Annotated in this window: 15 protein-coding genes; 1 reads left to right on the forward strand and 14 read right to left on the reverse strand. The window is 56.2% G+C overall.

All coding sequences use genetic code 11. The annotated features are described in order from the left end of the window. Positions 1-94: 94 nt before the first annotated feature. The 10 genes from PT275_RS03325 to aroC form a co-directional block, all read right to left on the reverse strand. Positions 95-670: a metal-sulfur cluster assembly factor gene (locus PT275_RS03325; protein WP_277152304.1), complete on the reverse strand. Its 576-nt coding sequence runs from the start codon at positions 668-670 to the stop codon at positions 95-97. 184 nt (positions 671-854) lie between these two features. Next, positions 855-1,415 carry a Fe-S cluster assembly sulfur transfer protein SufU gene (gene sufU, locus PT275_RS03330; protein ID WP_277152307.1) on the reverse strand — a complete coding sequence of 187 codons (561 nt, stop codon included), beginning with the start codon at positions 1,413-1,415 and terminating at the stop codon, positions 855-857. 3 nt (positions 1,416-1,418) lie between these two features. Beyond that, positions 1,419-2,690, reverse strand: a complete 1,272-nt coding sequence (locus PT275_RS03335; protein ID WP_277153643.1) for a SufS family cysteine desulfurase — start codon at positions 2,688-2,690, stop codon at positions 1,419-1,421. Positions 2,691-3,233: 543 nt separating this feature from the next. After that, on the reverse strand, positions 3,234-4,010 hold the full coding sequence (gene sufC / locus PT275_RS03340) for a Fe-S cluster assembly ATPase SufC (protein ID WP_277152309.1): 777 nt from the start codon (positions 4,008-4,010) through the stop codon (positions 3,234-3,236). Further along, positions 4,010-5,233, reverse strand: coding sequence for a Fe-S cluster assembly protein SufD (sufD, locus tag PT275_RS03345; protein ID WP_277152311.1), 1,224 nt, complete (start codon positions 5,231-5,233; stop codon positions 4,010-4,012). Before sufD ends, sufC begins: the two co-directional genes overlap by 1 nt. A 3-nt stretch (positions 5,234-5,236) precedes the next feature. Beyond that, positions 5,237-6,691, reverse strand: a complete 1,455-nt coding sequence (sufB, locus tag PT275_RS03350) for a Fe-S cluster assembly protein SufB (RefSeq protein WP_277153644.1) — start codon at positions 6,689-6,691, stop codon at positions 5,237-5,239. A gap of 356 nt (positions 6,692-7,047) precedes the next feature. Continuing rightward, on the reverse strand, positions 7,048-8,727 hold the full coding sequence (locus PT275_RS03355) for a CTP synthase (protein ID WP_277152313.1): 1,680 nt from the start codon (positions 8,725-8,727) through the stop codon (positions 7,048-7,050). 65 nt (positions 8,728-8,792) lie between these two features. Next, a complete protein-coding gene (locus PT275_RS03360; RefSeq protein WP_277152315.1) occupies positions 8,793-9,239 on the reverse strand; it encodes a type II 3-dehydroquinate dehydratase in 447 nt (148 codons plus the stop codon). 118 nt (positions 9,240-9,357) lie between these two features. Next, entirely contained in the window at positions 9,358-10,983 is a 1,626-nt protein-coding gene (locus PT275_RS03365) for a bifunctional shikimate kinase/3-dehydroquinate synthase (protein WP_277152317.1), read from the reverse strand. A gap of 99 nt (positions 10,984-11,082) precedes the next feature. Continuing rightward, a complete protein-coding gene (gene aroC, locus PT275_RS03370) occupies positions 11,083-12,267 on the reverse strand; it encodes a chorismate synthase (RefSeq protein ID WP_277152320.1) in 1,185 nt (394 codons plus the stop codon). A gap of 106 nt (positions 12,268-12,373) precedes the next feature. Between aroC and PT275_RS03375 the strand changes: the two genes are divergently transcribed. Then, entirely contained in the window at positions 12,374-12,853 is a 480-nt protein-coding gene (locus PT275_RS03375) for a peptidase A24 (RefSeq protein ID WP_277152322.1), read from the forward strand. Between the two features lie 337 nt (positions 12,854-13,190). Here PT275_RS03375 and mltG read toward each other — a convergent pair whose 3' ends face one another. The 4 genes from mltG to PT275_RS03395 form a co-directional block, all read right to left on the reverse strand. Then, entirely contained in the window at positions 13,191-14,375 is a 1,185-nt protein-coding gene (mltG, locus tag PT275_RS03380; RefSeq protein WP_277152324.1) for an endolytic transglycosylase MltG, read from the reverse strand. 24 nt (positions 14,376-14,399) lie between these two features. Continuing rightward, the gene (ruvX, locus tag PT275_RS03385; RefSeq protein WP_277152326.1) at positions 14,400-14,855 is read right to left on the reverse strand and encodes a Holliday junction resolvase RuvX; all 456 of its coding nucleotides are present in this window, start codon (positions 14,853-14,855) and stop codon (positions 14,400-14,402) included. Between the two features lie 8 nt (positions 14,856-14,863). Beyond that, positions 14,864-17,545: an alanine--tRNA ligase gene (gene alaS / locus PT275_RS03390; protein ID WP_277152328.1), complete on the reverse strand. Its 2,682-nt coding sequence runs from the start codon at positions 17,543-17,545 to the stop codon at positions 14,864-14,866. A 204-nt stretch (positions 17,546-17,749) separates the two neighbouring features. Further along, a complete protein-coding gene (locus PT275_RS03395) occupies positions 17,750-17,986 on the reverse strand; it encodes a hypothetical protein (RefSeq protein WP_277152330.1) in 237 nt (78 codons plus the stop codon). Between the last annotated feature and the right edge of the window lies 1 nt (position 17,987).

A 17,987-nucleotide genomic window follows, 5' to 3' on the forward strand; every position in this document is an offset into this window, starting at 1 on the left:
TCAGTGAACTATTTTCTGTATCCAGAATAGTAAAAGCTGAAAACCGGTCGCTGATGACCAAACGACCATATTGAGAAGACTGAAGTAAACCTTGTCAGTACTTCGGCATGTTGTCGAAGTTGAAGCCAATGGCTTCAAGCTGTTCTCGGCCCTCAGGACGAATCATGTCAAGCGTCCAACGCGGTTGCCATGTCCAATCGATACGGAATTCCTCTACAAGTCCAGCCAATGTCGAAGCGCACTCGTCCTCAAGCAGATCGGTCAGCGGACAAGCTGGCGTGGTCAGCGTCATCGTGATGATGGCACGTCCCTTTTCATCGATTTCGATGCCATAGACCAAGCCCAGATCGATGACGTCGATGCCCAGTTCGGGGTCGATGACCTGATGCAATGCCTCGCGCACGTCGGCAGCGGTTGCTTTACCGATGTCGTTGAAGGAGGTCAGCGGGATACCCGTCTCTTCGTCTTTGACGGTGTTGCCAGCAGACCCTGTGGGAGCCTCGGCCTTTTCGGAAGTCGCTTCATCCTGCTTATCAAACTTATCGAGTGAACCCACCGCACTCGGATTGGCGACAGCTGCCTGGCCCTTTTCCTCGCTGCCAAGCGCTTTGACCGCCGAATCAAGAATCGACGACTGCGGCGTGGGAACGAGATTGTCTTGGCTTTCCATATTGCCTCCTGTGCGGTGAAACCACCATTATTATGTCATGTATTCAGTGCGATTGACACAAGCGGATAGCGTAATCACGCCACCTGGCGAATCACAGCCACGACATTCAGTTTGATGCATGCCTCTTGTCCATCAGGCATATGCCAATGATCAACGCGCGCGTCGGTTTATCACATAGTCAAAGCTACTTATCCGCCGCCAACGCCTTGGCCAACGAATCCTTGAGACCAGCCCAGCCCAGCAATGCGCATTTGATACGCATCGGGTACTTCGAGACGCCTTGGAACACCACGGCATCGCCCAGAGCCTCTTCGTCGGCGTCATTATCAAGACCAGCACCGCGTGATTTCATCAGCTTTTGGAAGACGCCCTCAAGCCGCATGGCCTCGTCAACCGTCTTGCCATCGACCAAGTCGACCATCATCGACAGGCTGGCCGTGGAAATGGAGCAACCACTGCCGTCCCACACCAAACGTTCGATCTTGTGCGGCTCCGACTCGGAGACTTCGACATGAACAGTCACCTGGTCGCCACAGGTCGGATTGAACTGGTGGGACTCCCCCGGCGTGCAGTATTCGTGGCTGGCACGCACAGTCGTCTCGCCGGTATCGTTGGTGCCGTCGCTCGGCTCCTTGGTCACGTCCGCGGCGAAATGCTCCTTGCCATGCGGATGTTTTGACGCGTCCAGGATGACCTCCTGATACATCTGTTCGAGATCGTCCCCGCTCATACCAAAATCACTCATTGCTCACACCTCAAAGAACGAACGGACTTTACCGGCCGTTTCGACTAGTTGTTTGGCTTCCTCGACGGTATTGTACACGCCGGTCGAAGCACGGCTCGATGCGAAGAGGCCGAAATGACGATGTACGGGCTGGGCGCAATGGTGACCAACACGCACGGCGACGCCCTGTGCGTCGAAGAACTGGCCAACATCATGGGGATGCACGCCTTCGACATCGAACGACACTGTGCCGATACGATCCTTGTTCTCTAACGGACCAAGCACACGGAAGCCAGGGACATCGTTCAACTTAAGGAGCTCTGCAGTAATAGTCTTTTCGTGAGCCTCGACGTTTTCCATCCCGATTTCACGCATCCAATCGGCGGCGACACCTGCGGCAACAACCTGAGCGACAGGCTGGGTTCCGGCTTCAAAACGTGCTGGTGGTTCCATATACTCCGCCGGCTTGTCCATCCAGGCGAGTTCGACCATCGACCCACCGAAACTGGCCGGCGGGAGGGCTTCCAGGAACTCTCGCTTGCCGTACAAGAAGCCGACGCCGGTAGGCCCATACATCTTGTGCGCGCTCCAGGCGGCGAAATCGACATCCATCTTGTGGAAATCGATTTTCAGATGCGGAACAGACTGACAAGCGTCGAGGATAAAGATGGCACCGACTTCATGCGCCCGTTTGATAATGGGTTCAATATCGGTGATGGCCCCGGTGACGTTGCTGATATGCGTAACCGCGACAATCTTGGTGCGGTCGGTGATGACCTCATCGGCGGTATCGGAACGAATACGTCCATCATCGGTCAGGTCGAACCACTTCAGCGTGGCGCCGGTGCGATAAGCCAATTCCTGGAATGGCAGCAAAACTGAATGATGTTCGGCTTTGGAAACGACGATCTCGTCCCCCGGCTTCAAAGCAAACCTCTTGGCCGCGTCCCCGCCGCGTCCCAGCGAGGCATTGCCAAAGGCGGTGGCCAGCAGATTGAGCCCCGCGGTTGCACCGGCAGTAACAACGATCTCTTCCTGCCCTTCAACAGAGTTGGCACCAACCAACTTAGCAACCTTGGCACGAGCCTCTTCAAAGGCAACAGTGCTACGAGCAGCCAACTCATGCGCCCCACGATGCACCCCGGCATTGATGGTCTCGTAGAACCGACTCTCGGCATCAATCACGCACTGCGGCTTCTGCGCAGTAGCCGCAGAGTCAAAGTACACCAGCTGATGTCCATGGACCTCCTGCCCCAAAATAGGAAACTGCTTCCGCAACTCCAAAAAATCCACCATCATTGCCTCTCATACTCATTTAATTCTATAAAGCTTCGACTCCCGTGGTGGGGAGGGATATACGATGTCCGACACACGCTCTGGGCTTTGGCGTTAAGCGTTCAGTCCAGTGGATTGAACGTAGCCAAAGTGAGCGCAAAACCCGAGCACGAAAGTAAAATCTCCAGATTTTACAGGCCAAGTCTTTACGGTCTGACATCGCATATCCCTCCCCACCACTCATTACGTATCCAACTCAACAATAGTCAAAAAATTCTGACTGAACAGAAATTTTTCTTAGCTATCAAAATTGCTAAACCACGCTGTAACCGTACAGGCGAAGCCTGCAGATTTCGATACTCGATGTATCGAAATCTTCCAAAGCCCTAAAAAAATAACCTGCCAAACAAACGCAACATAAGCGGATTGGGAAAGAATGCCTTGTTGAGGAGTAAAGCTCGGCCTACCGGCCTTGAGGGTTCCGAAACAAGACATTCTTTCCCAATCCGCGACCAACCGACAAAAGCAAGTTAGCTACGAAATGTAACTAGTCATCAAACTAAATCAAGCAAGCGCCGATTCCGTAGACCCCTCCGGCAGATACTGATCATATCCAGTCTCTTCGAGTTCATCCGCCAGCTCAGGCCCGCCAGTCTTGACAAACCGTCCGCCAGCGAAGACATGCACAATATCCGGCTTGATATACTTCAAAATGCGCGTGTAATGCGTAATGAGCATAATCCCGAGTCCGGTGTTTGCCTTGGCGCGGTTCACACCTTCGGAGACAATGCGCAGCGCGTCAACGTCAAGGCCTGAATCGGTTTCATCCATGATGGCGAACTTGGGCTTCAAAAGCTCAAGTTGCAGCACTTCGGCACGCTTCTTCTCGCCGCCGGAGAAACCTTCGTTGACGGAACGGGAAGCGAACTTCTTGTCCATTCTGAGGTTCTTCATCGCGTCCTGCAGTTCCTTGGTCCAGGTGCGGATGGCCGGAGCCTTGCCGTCGACCTCGGTCTTGGCGGTGCGCAGGAAGTTGGTCATCGATACGCCCGGCACTTCCACCGGATACTGCATGGCCAGGAACAGGCCGGCCTTCGCGCGCTCGTCGGGCTTCATCTTCAGCAGGTCCTCGCCGTCAAGCAGGGCCTCGCCGGAATCGACGAAGTACTTCGGGTGGCCGGCCAGCGTGTAGGCCAGCGTGGACTTGCCGGAACCGTTGGGACCCATGATGGCATGCGTTTCGCCGGAATTGACGGTCAGGGTCGCACCCTTCAAGATCTGCTTGCGGCCTTCCTTGGTCTCCACCGATGCGTAGAGATCCTTGATTTCCAATGTTGACATTACTTATCCTCCAATACCGCTTGCATGTCGGCACTTTCGCCGCGCGCGAGCCTGCGGTCAATGACATTCATAAGGTGTTCGGCGATGCTGGGCACGCCTATTTGTTCGATCAGATCAGCGAAGAAACCACGAACTACCAGCTTGCGGGCCTCGGATTCCGTGATGCCACGCGACTGCAGGTAGAAGAGCTCTTCGTCGTCAAAGTGGCCGACGGAGCTGGCGTGGCCGGCACCGATGATGTTGCCGTTCTCGATTTCGAGGTTGGGCTCGGAATCGGCCACAGGACCAGGTGTGAGCACCAAGTTACGGTTGAGTTCGTAGGAATCAGTGTTCGGCGCCTGCGGCTGGATCAGCGCGTTGCCGACCCACGTCGAATGTGCGTCCTTGCCATCCAAAGCACCCTTGTAGACCACGCGGGACTTACACTCCGGATAGTTGTGAACCACCATCGTGCGATGTTCCAGATGCTGGCCGGCCTCGGCGAAGTAGATGCCGAGCATGTTGAGGTCGCCCTGAGGTCCGCCGAATTCCTGATCCATGCGCAGACGCACGACGTCGCCACCGAGGGTGACCACGGCGTGGCGAAGCGAGGCGTTGTCGCCGACGTGGATGCGCTGGTTGCCCACATGTTTGGAGCCCCTGTCCCATTCCTGCACGAAGGTCGTGGAAACGTGGGAGTCCTTGCCGGTGATGATTTCGATGCCCTCGGCAAGACGGGCCAGACCCTGATGACGTACGACGATATCGGCGTGCGTACGGTCGGCAATCTGAAGCACAAGATGCAAAGAATCAAGGTCCGTGCCATGACCTTCGACTTCCACCAGTACCGGCTGATCAAGCTCTCCGGAGATGGAAACGACGACGGTTTTGCTACCACTGTTCCATTCGACGGCCGAAACACGGTCATTCGGCTTCATCACAGTTCCTGAAGGAGCCTCACTACGGTCAATGACCGACTTGGTCACTTTGCTGTTATCAATCGGCGTTCCGTCAATATTACTGACGGTTACCTCAGTCTCACCACTTGGGGTGAAGACGCTGAAGAACTCCTCGATACGTTCGAGCGGCGTATAGCGCCAATCTTCCTGCTTGCGCGTCGGCATCTTGAAGTCCTCGACCTCGAACGAACGACGCTCATTGTCGGCGCTGGACGGCATGGCCGCCGGCATCGCGTAGGGATCATTGGGATCCGCCACTGGAATATTCACTTCTTTTTCGGCCATCGATCAGCCCACCGATCCTTCCATTTGCAACTCGACCAGCCTGTTGAGCTCCAACGCGTATTCCATCGGCAGTTCGCGGCTGATTGGCTCGACGAATCCTCGCACGATCATACCCATGGCTTCCTTCTCCTCCAGCCCTCGGCTCATCAGGTAGAAGAGCTGGTCCTCGGAGACCTTGGAAACGGTCGCCTCGTGCGCCATCGTTACGTCGTCCTCGCGGATGTCGACATGCGGATAGGTGTCGGAACGCGAGTAATCATCGACCAACAGTGTGTCGCAGACCACCGAAGAGCTCGATCCCTTGGCACCGTCAATAACCTTGACCAGGCCGCGGTATGCGCAACGTCCGCCGCCGCGCGAAATCGACTTGGCGACGATGGTGGAGCTCGTGTGCGGGGCAAGATGGATCATCTTGGCGCCGGTGTCCTGATACTGTCCTTTTCCGGCGAAGCTCAGCGACATGGTGGAGGCCTTGGCGTATGGCTCGGCCAGGATGCAGGACGGGTACTTCATACTCGCCTTGGAGCCGATATTGCCATCGACCCATTCCATGGTGCCGCCCTCTTTGACGTAGGCGCGCTGGGTGACGAGATTGTAAACGTTGTTCGACCAGTTCTGCACGGTCGTATAGCGCACGCGGGCGTTCTTGCCGACGATGATCTCGACGTTGGCCGCATGCAGCGAATCCGTCGCGTAGATCGGGGCCGTGCAGCCTTCGACGTAGTGGACGTAGGAGCCTTCCTCGGCGATGATCAACGTGCGTTCGAACTGGCCCATGTTCGGCGTATTGATACGGAAATAGGCCTGTAGCGGGATATCGACGTGAACACCCTTGGGAACGTAGACGAACGAGCCGCCGGACCATGCAGCCGTGTTGAGCGCCGCGAATTTGTTGTCATCATAAGGAATGACGGTCGCGAAATATTTCTTGACCAGATCCGGATACTCGCGCAATGCAGTATCCGTATCGGTGAAAATCACGCCTTCCTTCTTCAGGTCCTCCTGAATGGAGTTGTAGATGACCTCGGACTCGTACTGCGCGGCGACACCGGAGACCAGACGCTTCTTTTCTGCATCGGGAATGCCCAACTTATCGTATGTATTGCGGATATCTGTGGGCAGGTCTTCCCAGCTCTTGGCCGGCTTGTCGATTGGCTTTACATAATACTTGAAATCATCGGCATCGAAATCGGAAAGATCCACGCCCCACTTGGGCATGGGCTTTTCGATGAACGAACGATAACCCTTCAAGCGCATATCGAGCATCCACTGCGGTTCGCCCTTATCGGCGGAAATGGCGCGAACGACGTTCTCGTCAATGCCCTTCTTCGCAGCTTCACCGGCCGCATCGGAATCGTGCCAGCCGTAGTTGTACTCGCCGAATTCCTGGATGATCTCGTCATCCTTTTTGATCTTATCCTCGTTGACACGTTCACGATCAGCCACATACTGGCTCATCTCCGTATCAGACGCGGCGTTTGGTGTTGGTTTTTCTGCCACCGTACGCTGCCTCCCATCATTGACTACACTCAATATAAACGTAACAGAATCGGACTTTTATTACTAGGGTTGTGTAAGAAAGAACGCCGACAACGAAAGTGATTTAATTCACAAGTGTTACATATTGACGATTTCTGCATCATTACACCGATTTGGCTTTGGTACAGGTTTTCCTGACCTGCATCCTACTTATCTTACGTATAGCAGAAAACCCCACCGAGGCGGGGTCTTCTTACGTTCGATTTTGCAGCAACAATAAGCAGCATCACCAACCGATGATGACACTCGGCTCAATTATTGCCGCAGGGGCAGGCTCAGTCCTGTTCAGACTGGCTCTTGCGGGCCTCCTGATGATCGAGCGCGGCCTTCACCAGACCCTGGAACAGCGGGTGCGGCTTGGTCGGGCGGGACTTGAACTCGGGATGCGCCTGTGTGCCGACGTAGAACGGATGCACGTCCTGCGGCAGTTCGACAAACTCAGTGAGCTCGCCGTCGGGGCTTTCGCCGGAAATATCGAGCCCGCCTTCGTGCAGACGGTCCTTATACGCCACGTTGACCTCGTAACGATGGCGATGGCGTTCGCTGACGTGAGTTGTGCCGTACAGCTTGGCGACAAGCGAACCTTCCTTGAGCACAGCCGGATAGGCGCCGAGACGCATGGTATGGCCCATATCCGAATTCGCGAGGATATCCTTCTGCTCTTCCATCGTGGCGATGACCGGGTTCTTGCATCCGGGCTCGAACTCGGAGGAATCAGCATCCTCAAGTTCCAGCACGTCACGTGCATACTCGATGACCATGCACTGCAGGCCGAGGCACAGGCCCAATGCGGGCAGCTTGTGCTCGCGGGCGTAGCGCAGTGCGCCGATCTTACCGTCGATACCGCGCACACCGAAACCACCGGGAACGATGATGCCGTCCATGTCACGCAGCTCAGCATCAGCACCAGCTTCGGACTCGCACAGGTCAGCCGCGACAAGCTTGACGTTGGCCTTGGCATAATTGCCGAAGCCACCGGCCTTGACGGCCTCGATGACGGAAAGGTAGGCATCGGGCAGGTCGATGTACTTGCCGACGATGGCGATGTTGACCTCTTCTTTCGGATGGTGCACGCGCTCGAGCAGATCGTCCCATTCGGCCCAATCCACATCGTGGGCGGACATCTCAAGGAATCGGACCACATAGGAGTCAAGGCCCTCATTGTGCAGGATCTTCGGCACGTCGTAGATGCTCGGGGCATCCACGCAGTTGACCACGCCTTCCTCATCGACGTCACACATCAGGGAAATCTTGTCCTTGATGCCTTGGTTGAGCGGGCGGTCGCTACGCAGCACGAGCGCGTCAGGGGTGATGCCGAGCTGGCGCAGGGTCATCACGGAGTGCTGAGTCGGTTTGGTCTTCAGCTCATGGGCGGCCGGCAGGTATGGCACCAGGGAGACATGCACGAACATGCAGTTGTGCGGGCCAAGTTCACGCTTGACCTCACGCGCCGCCTCGAGGAACGGCTGGGACTCGATGTCGCCGACAGTGCCGCCGATCTCGGTGATGATCACGTCGACATCATCCGCGGCCTGGGCGCGCATGCGACTCTTGATCTCATTGGTGATATGTGGAATGACTTGCACGCACTGGCCGAGATATTTTCCGGCGCGTTCCTTCTCAAGAACGGACTGGTAGATCTGACCGGTGGTGACGTTCGCTTTCTGAGAAAGGAAGACGTCGAGGAAGCGCTCGTAATGGCCGATATCCAGATCGGTTTCGGCGCCGTCTTCGGTGACGTAGACCTCGCCGTGCTGGAACGGGTTCATTGTACCCGGGTCAACGTTGATATAAGGATCGAGTTTCTGCTGCAGAACGCGGAGACCACGGCTACGGAGAAGGCGACCGAGAGAAGATGCTGTCAGGCCCTTACCAAGGGAAGAAACAACGCCACCGGTGACGAAAATATGCTTGGTGACATGTCCATGGGAATTATCATTTTGTTCTCTTGCCATGGAACTTCAGCCTATCAGCCTCTATTGACTCGGCGTGTTCGTAGGCGGGGATGAATGTAATGCTTTTATCGCGCCAGTAGATGAGCCACGGCATCGAGGGCGAGCTTATAGCCGTAAAAGCCCATACCGGTGATGGTACCAGTGGCGACAGGACTGATAACGCTGTATTTGCGGAAGGAATCGCGAGCCGACGGGTTGGAGATGTGCACCTCCATCAGTGGCAGGCCGGCGTCCGTGACCATTTTGGCGGCGTCGGAAAGACCGTAGCTGTAATGGGTGAACGCGGCAGGGTTCATCACCACAGGGGTCTGCTCGTCAACGGCCTGGTGCATCCAGCCGATGACTTCGGCCTCATCGTCAGACTGGCGCACTTCGACCTCCAGGCCAAGTGTCTTGCCCCATCCGGCACAGTCTTTGCGCAGGGTTTGCAAGTCCTGATGGCCGTACACGTCGGGTTCACGCACTCCCAGACGTCCGAGATTCGGCCCGTTGACGACGATTACCTTGGTCATTTGTTGTGTCCTTTTGTGTGATGTGGAGTAAATTTGCCAACACAAGTCGGCAAATGGCTTTTTAAGAACCTTGATATTCCGCTGATCTTTAAAACCTATTTACAGACTTGTGCATCGTTCAACCGCGAATGCGCTGGAACGCCTCGACGAGCGCATCCATCGGCGGATCCTCGAGGTGCATCGGATGACCAACACTGTCGAGAATGACGAAGCGCAGCGTGTTGCCGCGTGCCTTCTTATCTTTGTGCATCAACGCCAGCACCGAATCCCAATCGCCGCCATTCCAGGAAATCGGCAGGCCGAGCGAGGAGAAGATCGAACGATGAAGATCGACGGTTTCCTGATCAATGTGGCCGAGGATACAGGAAAGTTCGGCGGCGTAGACGCAACCGACAGCAACGGCGTTGCCATGACGCCAGCGGAAATTCTCCAGTTTCTCGATGGCATGGGCCAACGTGTGCCCGTAGTTGAGAAACTCTCGCAGGCCGGCTTCCTTCAAATCGTTGGAAACGTGATAAGCCTTGACGCGAACGGTGCGCTCGATGAGTTCGGCGACCACATCCTCAAGCGGCGAACCAAGGAAATCATCACCGTTGAAGTTCCTCAATTCCTCGGCGTGTTCCTGCAAAATGTCGAGAATCTTCGTGTCACGGATGAACCCGGATTTGGTGACCTCCCCAAGTCCCTCGGTAAAGATGTCGCGCGGCAACGTCTTCAACGTGCGCAAATCAGCGAGCACGCCGGCTGGCGTATAGAAGGAGCCGACCAGATTCTTGCCCTCGTCGGTGTTGATACCCGTTTTGCCGCCTGTCGAGGCGTCAACCATCGCCAGCAGCGAGGTCGGGCAGTTGACATAACGGATGCCGCGCATCCAGGTGGCCGCGATAAAACCGGCCAGATCGGTCGCGGCTCCTCCTCCGAGGCCAACGATGGCGTCGGAACGGGTGAAGCCAATCTCACCGAGCCGCTTCCAGATGGTTTTGGCCACGTCGATGGTCTTGCCTTTTTCCGCGTCAGGAATGACCATATCGTAGACTTCATAGCCAGACTGGCGAAGCAGGGCTCGTGCTTGATCGGAGTGACGCTGCACGGGTTGGGTATGGATCAGCGCGACTCGCAGTACGTCATCTCCGAGCATTTCCGGCAAACGGTTCAATGCGCCTTCACCGATGCAGACGTCATAGGGCTCAATGCCCGAACCAGTGACATGAACGATACGTTCCTGAATCATATTGCTCAGCTTCCTTGCCGCCACGCGCGGCGTCGAACCATGGGTGTGCACATGCAGATTGGAGATTTTGCGGAAAACGGGATCACGTTCCTCATAGAGCTTCATCCAGCGTTTGTTGGCGTCACCGTTAAGCATCGGCCGGTTGCCACTGCGGGAAGCCCGTTCCATCGCCTCATGCGTGTCTGCTTCCAGATAGACAAGCTTGCCACCGTCGGCAATGTAATCGGCCAGTACTTCGCGCGTCGATTCCGTCATCGGCGCCCCACCGCCAAGCGCGAGCAGCCCGTCAAATGAGACCAGCAAGTCGGCAATGACATCGGCTTCCAGCTCGCGGAACGCAGGTTCCCCGTATTTTTCGAAATATCGGGGAATCTTCATACCGGCCTCGTGCTCAATCTCGATATCGGCGTCGGCGAAATCAACATCGAGCATCTGCGCCGCCTCACGCCCCACCCGTGTCTTACCGGCACCGGGCATCCCGATGATGACGGCAAGCGGACGATGACCACTCATGATTGCCACACCTTGTCTCTCTGCATTCCGCATTTTCTCTTTCGTATCGAGTCTCGCCTTCGCCGCAATCAAACCCTGCGGGTTCCGGCGAAATGTAGATCAGCGCATGTGCTCCGGCCAGGAATCGAGATAATTCTGGGCATTGCGACGAGTCTCTTCGACACTGTCACCGCCGAACTTTTCAAGCACGAACTTGGCCAGCGTCAGGCGCACCATGGCCTCGGCTACAACGGAAGCAGCCGGTACCGCGGTGGTATCGGAACGCTGGTTGATGGCCTTGGCCTCTTCACCAGTTGCGACATCCACGGTACGCAACGCCCGCGGAATGGAAGGAATCGGCTTCATCGCAGCCCGTACACGAATCGGCTGCCCGTCGGACATACCGCCTTCAGTGCCGCCGGAACGGTTGGAATAGCGCCGGATATGACCGTTGTCATCCACGAACATCTCGTCGTGGGCCTCGGAACCAAATCGCTCAGCCTCAAGGAATCCATCGCCGACCTCGACACCCTTCATGGCCTGAATCCCCATCAATGCACCTGCCAACGCGGCATCAAGCCTGCGGTCGCTTTCCACATACGCGCCCAACCCTGCAGGCACGCCGTAGGCAATGACCTCCACCACGCCGCCCAGCGTATCGGCACGGGACTTGGCCTCGTCAACCTTGGCCATCATGCGCTTTTCCGCGTCCTTGTCAAGTGTGCGCACCGGCGAAGCATCAAGCGCCCCGATATCGGCGGGCGTCGGCAGCGTACTCGTATCAGCTTTTTCACCGCCCAAAGCAACCACATGGGCGACCGTGCGGATGCCGACTGTCTGCTCCAGGAATTTGGCAGCAACCTCACCCAAAGCCACACGCGAAGCCGTCTCACGGGCGCTGGAACGCTCAAGCGCATTGCGGGCGTCGTCAAAACCATACTTGCGCATGCCGGTAAGGTCGGCATGACCGGGACGCGGACGGGTCAGCGGTTCATTGCGTCCGGTCGGAGGCAACTCGTGATCAAGCGGATCCGCGCTCATGACTTCGGTCCACTTCGGCCATTCGGTGTTGGCAATCTCGATGGTCACGGGCGATCCCAGCGTCTTTCCGTGACGAACCCCAGTCAGCAGCCGCACCTTGTCCTGCTCGAACTTCATGCGCGCCCCACGGCCGTATCCCAGACGACGCCGCGCCAACGCATCCACGATATCCTGCGAGCGCACTTCGACGCCGGCCGGAAGCCCCTCAATCATCGCGACCAACGCCTCACCGTGCGACTCCCCAGCCGTCTGCCAACGCAACATGCCTACTCCTTGTCGAACCTTGACGAACCACCTTGAAAACCTTGAATTTTTCGCTTTTCGCGCTTTCCATTCGTCAAATAATGGGTTTATCAACTATCTTACCGATATGGCCTACATTGCTGTACTGCCGAGTCTGATCTGCGGACTGGCGCTTGCGCTCGAAGACATCCGCCGTTTTCGCGTGCCCCGAACGTGGGTGGCGACCGGAGTGTTGACGCAGCTGGCAGTCTTCCTTGCGTTTTCCGTCTTCGAACACAATCCCGCCAAAGTTCTGCTGCCCCTAGGATATGCATTATTTTCCGCTGCTATCCAGTTCTTGCTTTCGCGCTTAAAGCCGGGCGCCCTGGGCTTCGGTGACGTCACCGCATCGTTCCTGACTGGCCTTGCCATAGGTTCATTCGGCCTCATGCCCTATCTCTATTGGTGGCTTCTCATGGGCGTCCTAGGCCTGCTCTGGATCCCCCTCTACCCCAAACTCGTCAAGCCCTCAACCTCTAAGCCCTCATCCTCTCCCTCATCAAAGGCCCCGTTCGTCCCCGTAATCGTAACTTCCGCAATTATTGCAGCGTTTTTGTCCGTTTTATAGTTCGCTTCGCTTCATTCATTATTTAGCTTACGTTCCGAGGTTGGTCGCGGGTTTGGCGGGATATACAATGTTCTGGACACTCAAGGCCGTTCGGCCAAGCCTACGCCAGAACATCGCATATCCCGCCAAACCCGCTTATGTTGCGTACAAAAATATTCTTAGATTTCGTTAAGATTCCCAGCTTACATGAGTGGATTTGGGGGAATATGCGATGCTGAGGCGTAAAGCTTGGCCTACCGGCCTGGAGGGTGCCGAAGCATTGTATATTCCCCCAAATCCACGACCAACCGCCTAAAGTAACTTGGTCACAAACCACACCACGAACTAAACAAATAACTCAGTTGGCACCAGGATTTTGGGTCTTGTATTCCTGACGAATCTGGTTGAATTCAGCTTCGGTGGCGACGAACTTGGTCTCGCCGGTCTGCAGGTTCGTAGTGACGAAATAAAGCCAGTTGCCGGGGGTTGGGGCCATAGCGGCATTGATGGCATCGTCTCCGGGCGAGCTGATCGGGGTGGGCGGCAGACCTTTGTTGATGCGCGTATTGTAATGATCAGCCGGGTCGTTCAACATGGCGTTGGTCAATTGGCTCGGTTTTACATTCGCGCCGTAGGCCACCGTCGAATCCATACCCAACGCCATGCCCTGAGCAAGACGGTTGAGAATGACACGCACGACCTTGCCGTAGTACTCCGGTCGGTTCACTTCGGATTCGGCGATCGAGGCCATATTGAGGATGGTTTCGCGTTCCGGGCCCGCCGGAACCTTCAGGTCATTGAGCTTTGCGACGCGTTTGTCGACAATCTGTTTGAGGATCGAAGCGGCGGTGCTACCCTTCTTTTTCACATCGTAAATGCCGGGTTCCAGCCAACCTTCGAACTTGCCACCGGCTTCAGGGGGCAGAATACCCTGACCGCCGCCGTTGACCACGGCATCGAATTGGGCTTGGTCAATGCCGGAAAGCTGTGCGGCCTGGGCTATGACATCCGCGCTGCGCTCCCCGGACTTTACTTCAAGGAATCCAGTGGCCTTGGTCTTGTCAGAAAGAATTTTCACCGCATCCACGGAAGTCATGTGCTTTTTGAGCTCGTACATACCCGGATAGAGCGTGCTGTTATTGGCGGACACCGTGCTGGCAAACGTATCGGCGTTCTTGACGACATTCGCCTTGACCAGGTTCTTGGCGATCGAGGCAACGCCTTCGCCCGTATCGATGGTGAACCATACCTTGCCGGTTCCCGGCCCCGGATAGTCGGTTGAGACACTCTTGGAATCGTCACCGCCAAAATGACGGGCAACGGCTCGAATGCCGAAGAACCCGCCACAACCCACAATCACAATGACAACGGCCACAATGGCCGCAATAATCAAATGCTGGCGCCGTTGACGCTGCTTTACAAGCCTCCGCTCACGCATTTCATGGCGGGATTTCGGAGGCTTGGGTGGTTCACTTGAAGGCTGGTCATCAGTGCCAACCCACTCGGCGTTGGTGTCGAAAAGCTCGTTGAAGTCTTCGGGCATGAATCCTCTCTCTGTCCTGGAGCGTCAGTTACGCCCGTCCAAAGCCGACTGAAGAATAACAACCGCCGACTGCTGATCGACCACCGGCCTATGGTTTCTGCTCTGAACGCTGGCTTGGCTTAATTGGTGGTGTGCGCTCACCGTAGTGAGACGTTCGTCCTGAAGTACTATTTCAGGAACCTTGCCTATTTTATAATCCTCGCTCTGGACGGCCATTTCAAGCCGTTTGGCAAGGTTTGCAGCCCAACGCCTGGCCTTTTTGGCGCTTTTGCCCGCCTCTCCGCTCAGCAGCAAAGGAAGACCGACAACCACCCGATCAATGTCGGTATGATCGTCGATAAAATCCACCACTTCGTCCAAGGCCCGGAACGAATCACCATTGGACTGGATGTTGCCTTCGGGATGGGCAAAGGAGAGCTCAGGGTCGCTCAAAGCCAAACCGACCCTGGCATCTCCCAAATCCACGCCCAACCACGTCATAGAAGGGTTCAGTCCTTGCGTACGGCCTGACGCAGGGATTTCAGCGCCTCGTCGATCTTGGAAGCATCGGCACCGCCGCCCTGTGCGAAGTCCGGCTTGCCGCCGCCACCGCCGCCAAGCACCTTGGATGCCACACGCACGAGGTCTCCGGCCTTGAATCCGGCCTTGCGTGCGGGATCGTTGGTGGCCACCGCGACCATCGGCTTGCCCTGCTCATTGACACCGGAAAGCGCGATAACCGCCGACTTCTTGTCACCAAGCTTGGCACGAATGTCCATTACGGTCTTGCGCAATGCGTCAAAGGAACCGAAGTGACCGACGTTGGAAGACACCAGTTCCACCGGGGCATCGTCATCCGCCTCTGCCTGTGCAATAAGCGCAGGCACCGCAGCCTCAAGTTGGGATTCATACAGCGAGTTCAGACGCAGATCGGCTTCCTTGACCTTGTTTTCAAGGGCGAGCACGCGGTCGCGCAGCTCTTCGGGACGGACCTTGAGCTCATCGGCCAAGCCGGAAACGGTCTTGTGCTGCTTGTCGTTGAATTCGTAGGCTTTCTTACCCATGAACGCTTCGATACGACGGACGCCAGAACCAACGGAAGACTCGGAAGTGATGACAAATTCGCCGATTTTGCCGGTGGCATCAAGGTGAGTGCCGCCACAAAGCTCACGACTCCACGCGTCCTCCCCAATGGTCACCACACGCACGCGGTCGCCGTATTTTTCGCCGAACAGATGCATGGAACCAAGCTTGATGGCTTCCTTGTAGTCCATTTCCACCATCGTGACCGGCAGATCGTCGCAGGCGCGTTCGACGACGCGAGCCTCGACCTGGTCAATCTGTTCGCGGGTCATGGCGGTAGGCCACTGGAAGTCGAAATGCAGGTAATCGGGGGCCACGAGCGAACCACGCTGGGTCGCCTGCTCACCGAGCACCTCGCGCAGGGCCTTGTGCAGCATATGCGTGGCAGTGTGGGAACGCGCCAAGCCACGACGACGTTCCTCGTCGATGGTGGCGTTGACGTTGTTGCCGACGCTGAGCTTGCCCTCGGTAAGTCTGCAGCTGTGAACGATCAGGTCCTTGATGGGCTTCTGCACATCGTCGACCTCAAGCACCGCGCCATCGTCGGAAATCATTTCTCCTTCATCGGCAAGCTGACCGCCTTGCTCGGCATAAAACGGGGTACGGTCGAGTACGATTTCGACGTTGGCCGGGCCTTCTACACTCGTTACGCTGCCCTTACCTTCCTCGAAAATGCCCAGGATGGTGGAACGGCTGGAATGATCCTTGTAACCAAGGAATTCAATCGGATTCTTAAGGGTCTTCTTGAAGTCGTCGTAGACACTGACATCCACATTATGGCGCTTCTTCAGGGCATCGGCGCGGGCACGGGACTTCTGTTCGTCCATCAGCTCGTGGAAGCCTTTTTCATCGACCTTGACGCCCTGCTCACCAGCGATCTCGAGGGTGAGTTCGATTGGGAAACCGTAGGTATCGTGAAGCGTGAAGGCGTCCTTGCCGGAAACCTCACCGTCTTCGGACTTCTTGGCCTTCTTGACGGCGGTATCGAGAATGGTCGTACCGTTTTCAAGCGTGCGGCGGAACGCATCCTCCTCACCGTATGCGGCTTCGGAAACGTCATGGAACGTGTCGTTCAGTTCTGGATAGCTAGGCACCATCGCGTCCTTGGAAACCGGGAAAAGCGTGGGCAGCACCGGCTCGTTGACGCCGAGCATCTTCATCGAACGCACGGTACGACGCAACAGACGGCGCAGCACATAGCCACGGCCAACATTGCTCGGGCGCACACCATCGCTCATGATCATCAGCGCAGAACGCACATGGTCAGCCACGACGCGGAAGCGGACATCGGATTCCTGGTCCTCGCCGTATTTGTGGCCGGAGATCTTCTCGGCGGCTTCGATGACCGGATAGATTTCATCGGTTTCGTAGATGTTCTGCTTGCCCTGAAGCAAATAAGCGACACGCTCAAGACCGGCACCGGTATCGATGTTCTTGTGCTCGAGCTCGCCGACGATGTGCAGGTCCGTCTTGGACTTGACGTTGTCGACGGCGTAGTTCTCAAAAACCAGATCCCAGATCTCGATGTAACGGTTGTCGTCGGCGCTGGGACCACCTTCCTTGCCATACTTCGGGCCACGGTCGACGTAGATCTCGGAGCAGGGGCCGCCGGGGCCGGGGCCGCCGGTGGTCCAGAAGTTGTCTTCCATGCCAAGGATCTCCATGTGTTCGGGATCCATACCCTCATTGACCCACAGGGAACGTGCCTCATCGTCATCGGTATAGGTGGTGACCCAAAGCGTTTCGGGGTCGAAGCCCAGGCCGCCCTTGTCCTGCGGAGTGGTTAGCAGATCCCACGCATAATGAATCGCCTCAGCCTTGAAATAGTCACCGAAGGAGAAGTTGCCAAGCATCTGGAAGAAGGTGCCGTGACGAGTGGTTTTGCCAACCTCGTCAATATCAAGGGTGCGCACGCACTTCTGGTTGGAGGTCACCCGTTTGCTCGGTGGGGTCTGTTCACCCAGAAGATAGGGAATGAACGGCACCATGCCGGCAATGGTGAACAACGTCGTTGGATTCGGTGAGATCAATGACGCGGAAGGAAGAACCAGATGGCCCTGCTTTTCGAAATACTGTTGGAACCGACTGGCGATTTCAGAGGTGCGCATACTTGCTGCTGCTCCTTGCTTAGTTTGCAACACATTTGTTGCGATTCAATATTTTAAGATAAAACTAAAACTATTTAATTTGGAACCTTCTCGATTCCTTGCCGTTCACATTGGCCTTTAGACCGCCCTTTAATCGAACGTTTTTGCGATCTGTGTAGCGAATCCATTGCCATCGAATCTGTGTCCGATTACCAACATCAGGAATCAGATGAGCTTATCGGCGTATTGGGCGTTGAGCTCCTCTTCTCGGGCAATACGAGTGGCGTTGAACTCGTCAAAAAGGCCGCGCAATGAACGCTGCATCACATGATCCTGATCGGGGCCAAGCACGAACTGTCGTGCCTTATCCGGCGTATTGGAGCGAACATAGGCCTCGGCCTTCGAAACAGCCACCACACCGATGACCACGCCAAGCGATACCCAGAAAATTCGTTTGACCATC

The organism is Bifidobacterium sp. ESL0745, assembly GCF_029433335.1.
Taxonomy (GTDB): Bacteria; Actinomycetota; Actinomycetes; order Actinomycetales; family Bifidobacteriaceae; genus Bifidobacterium.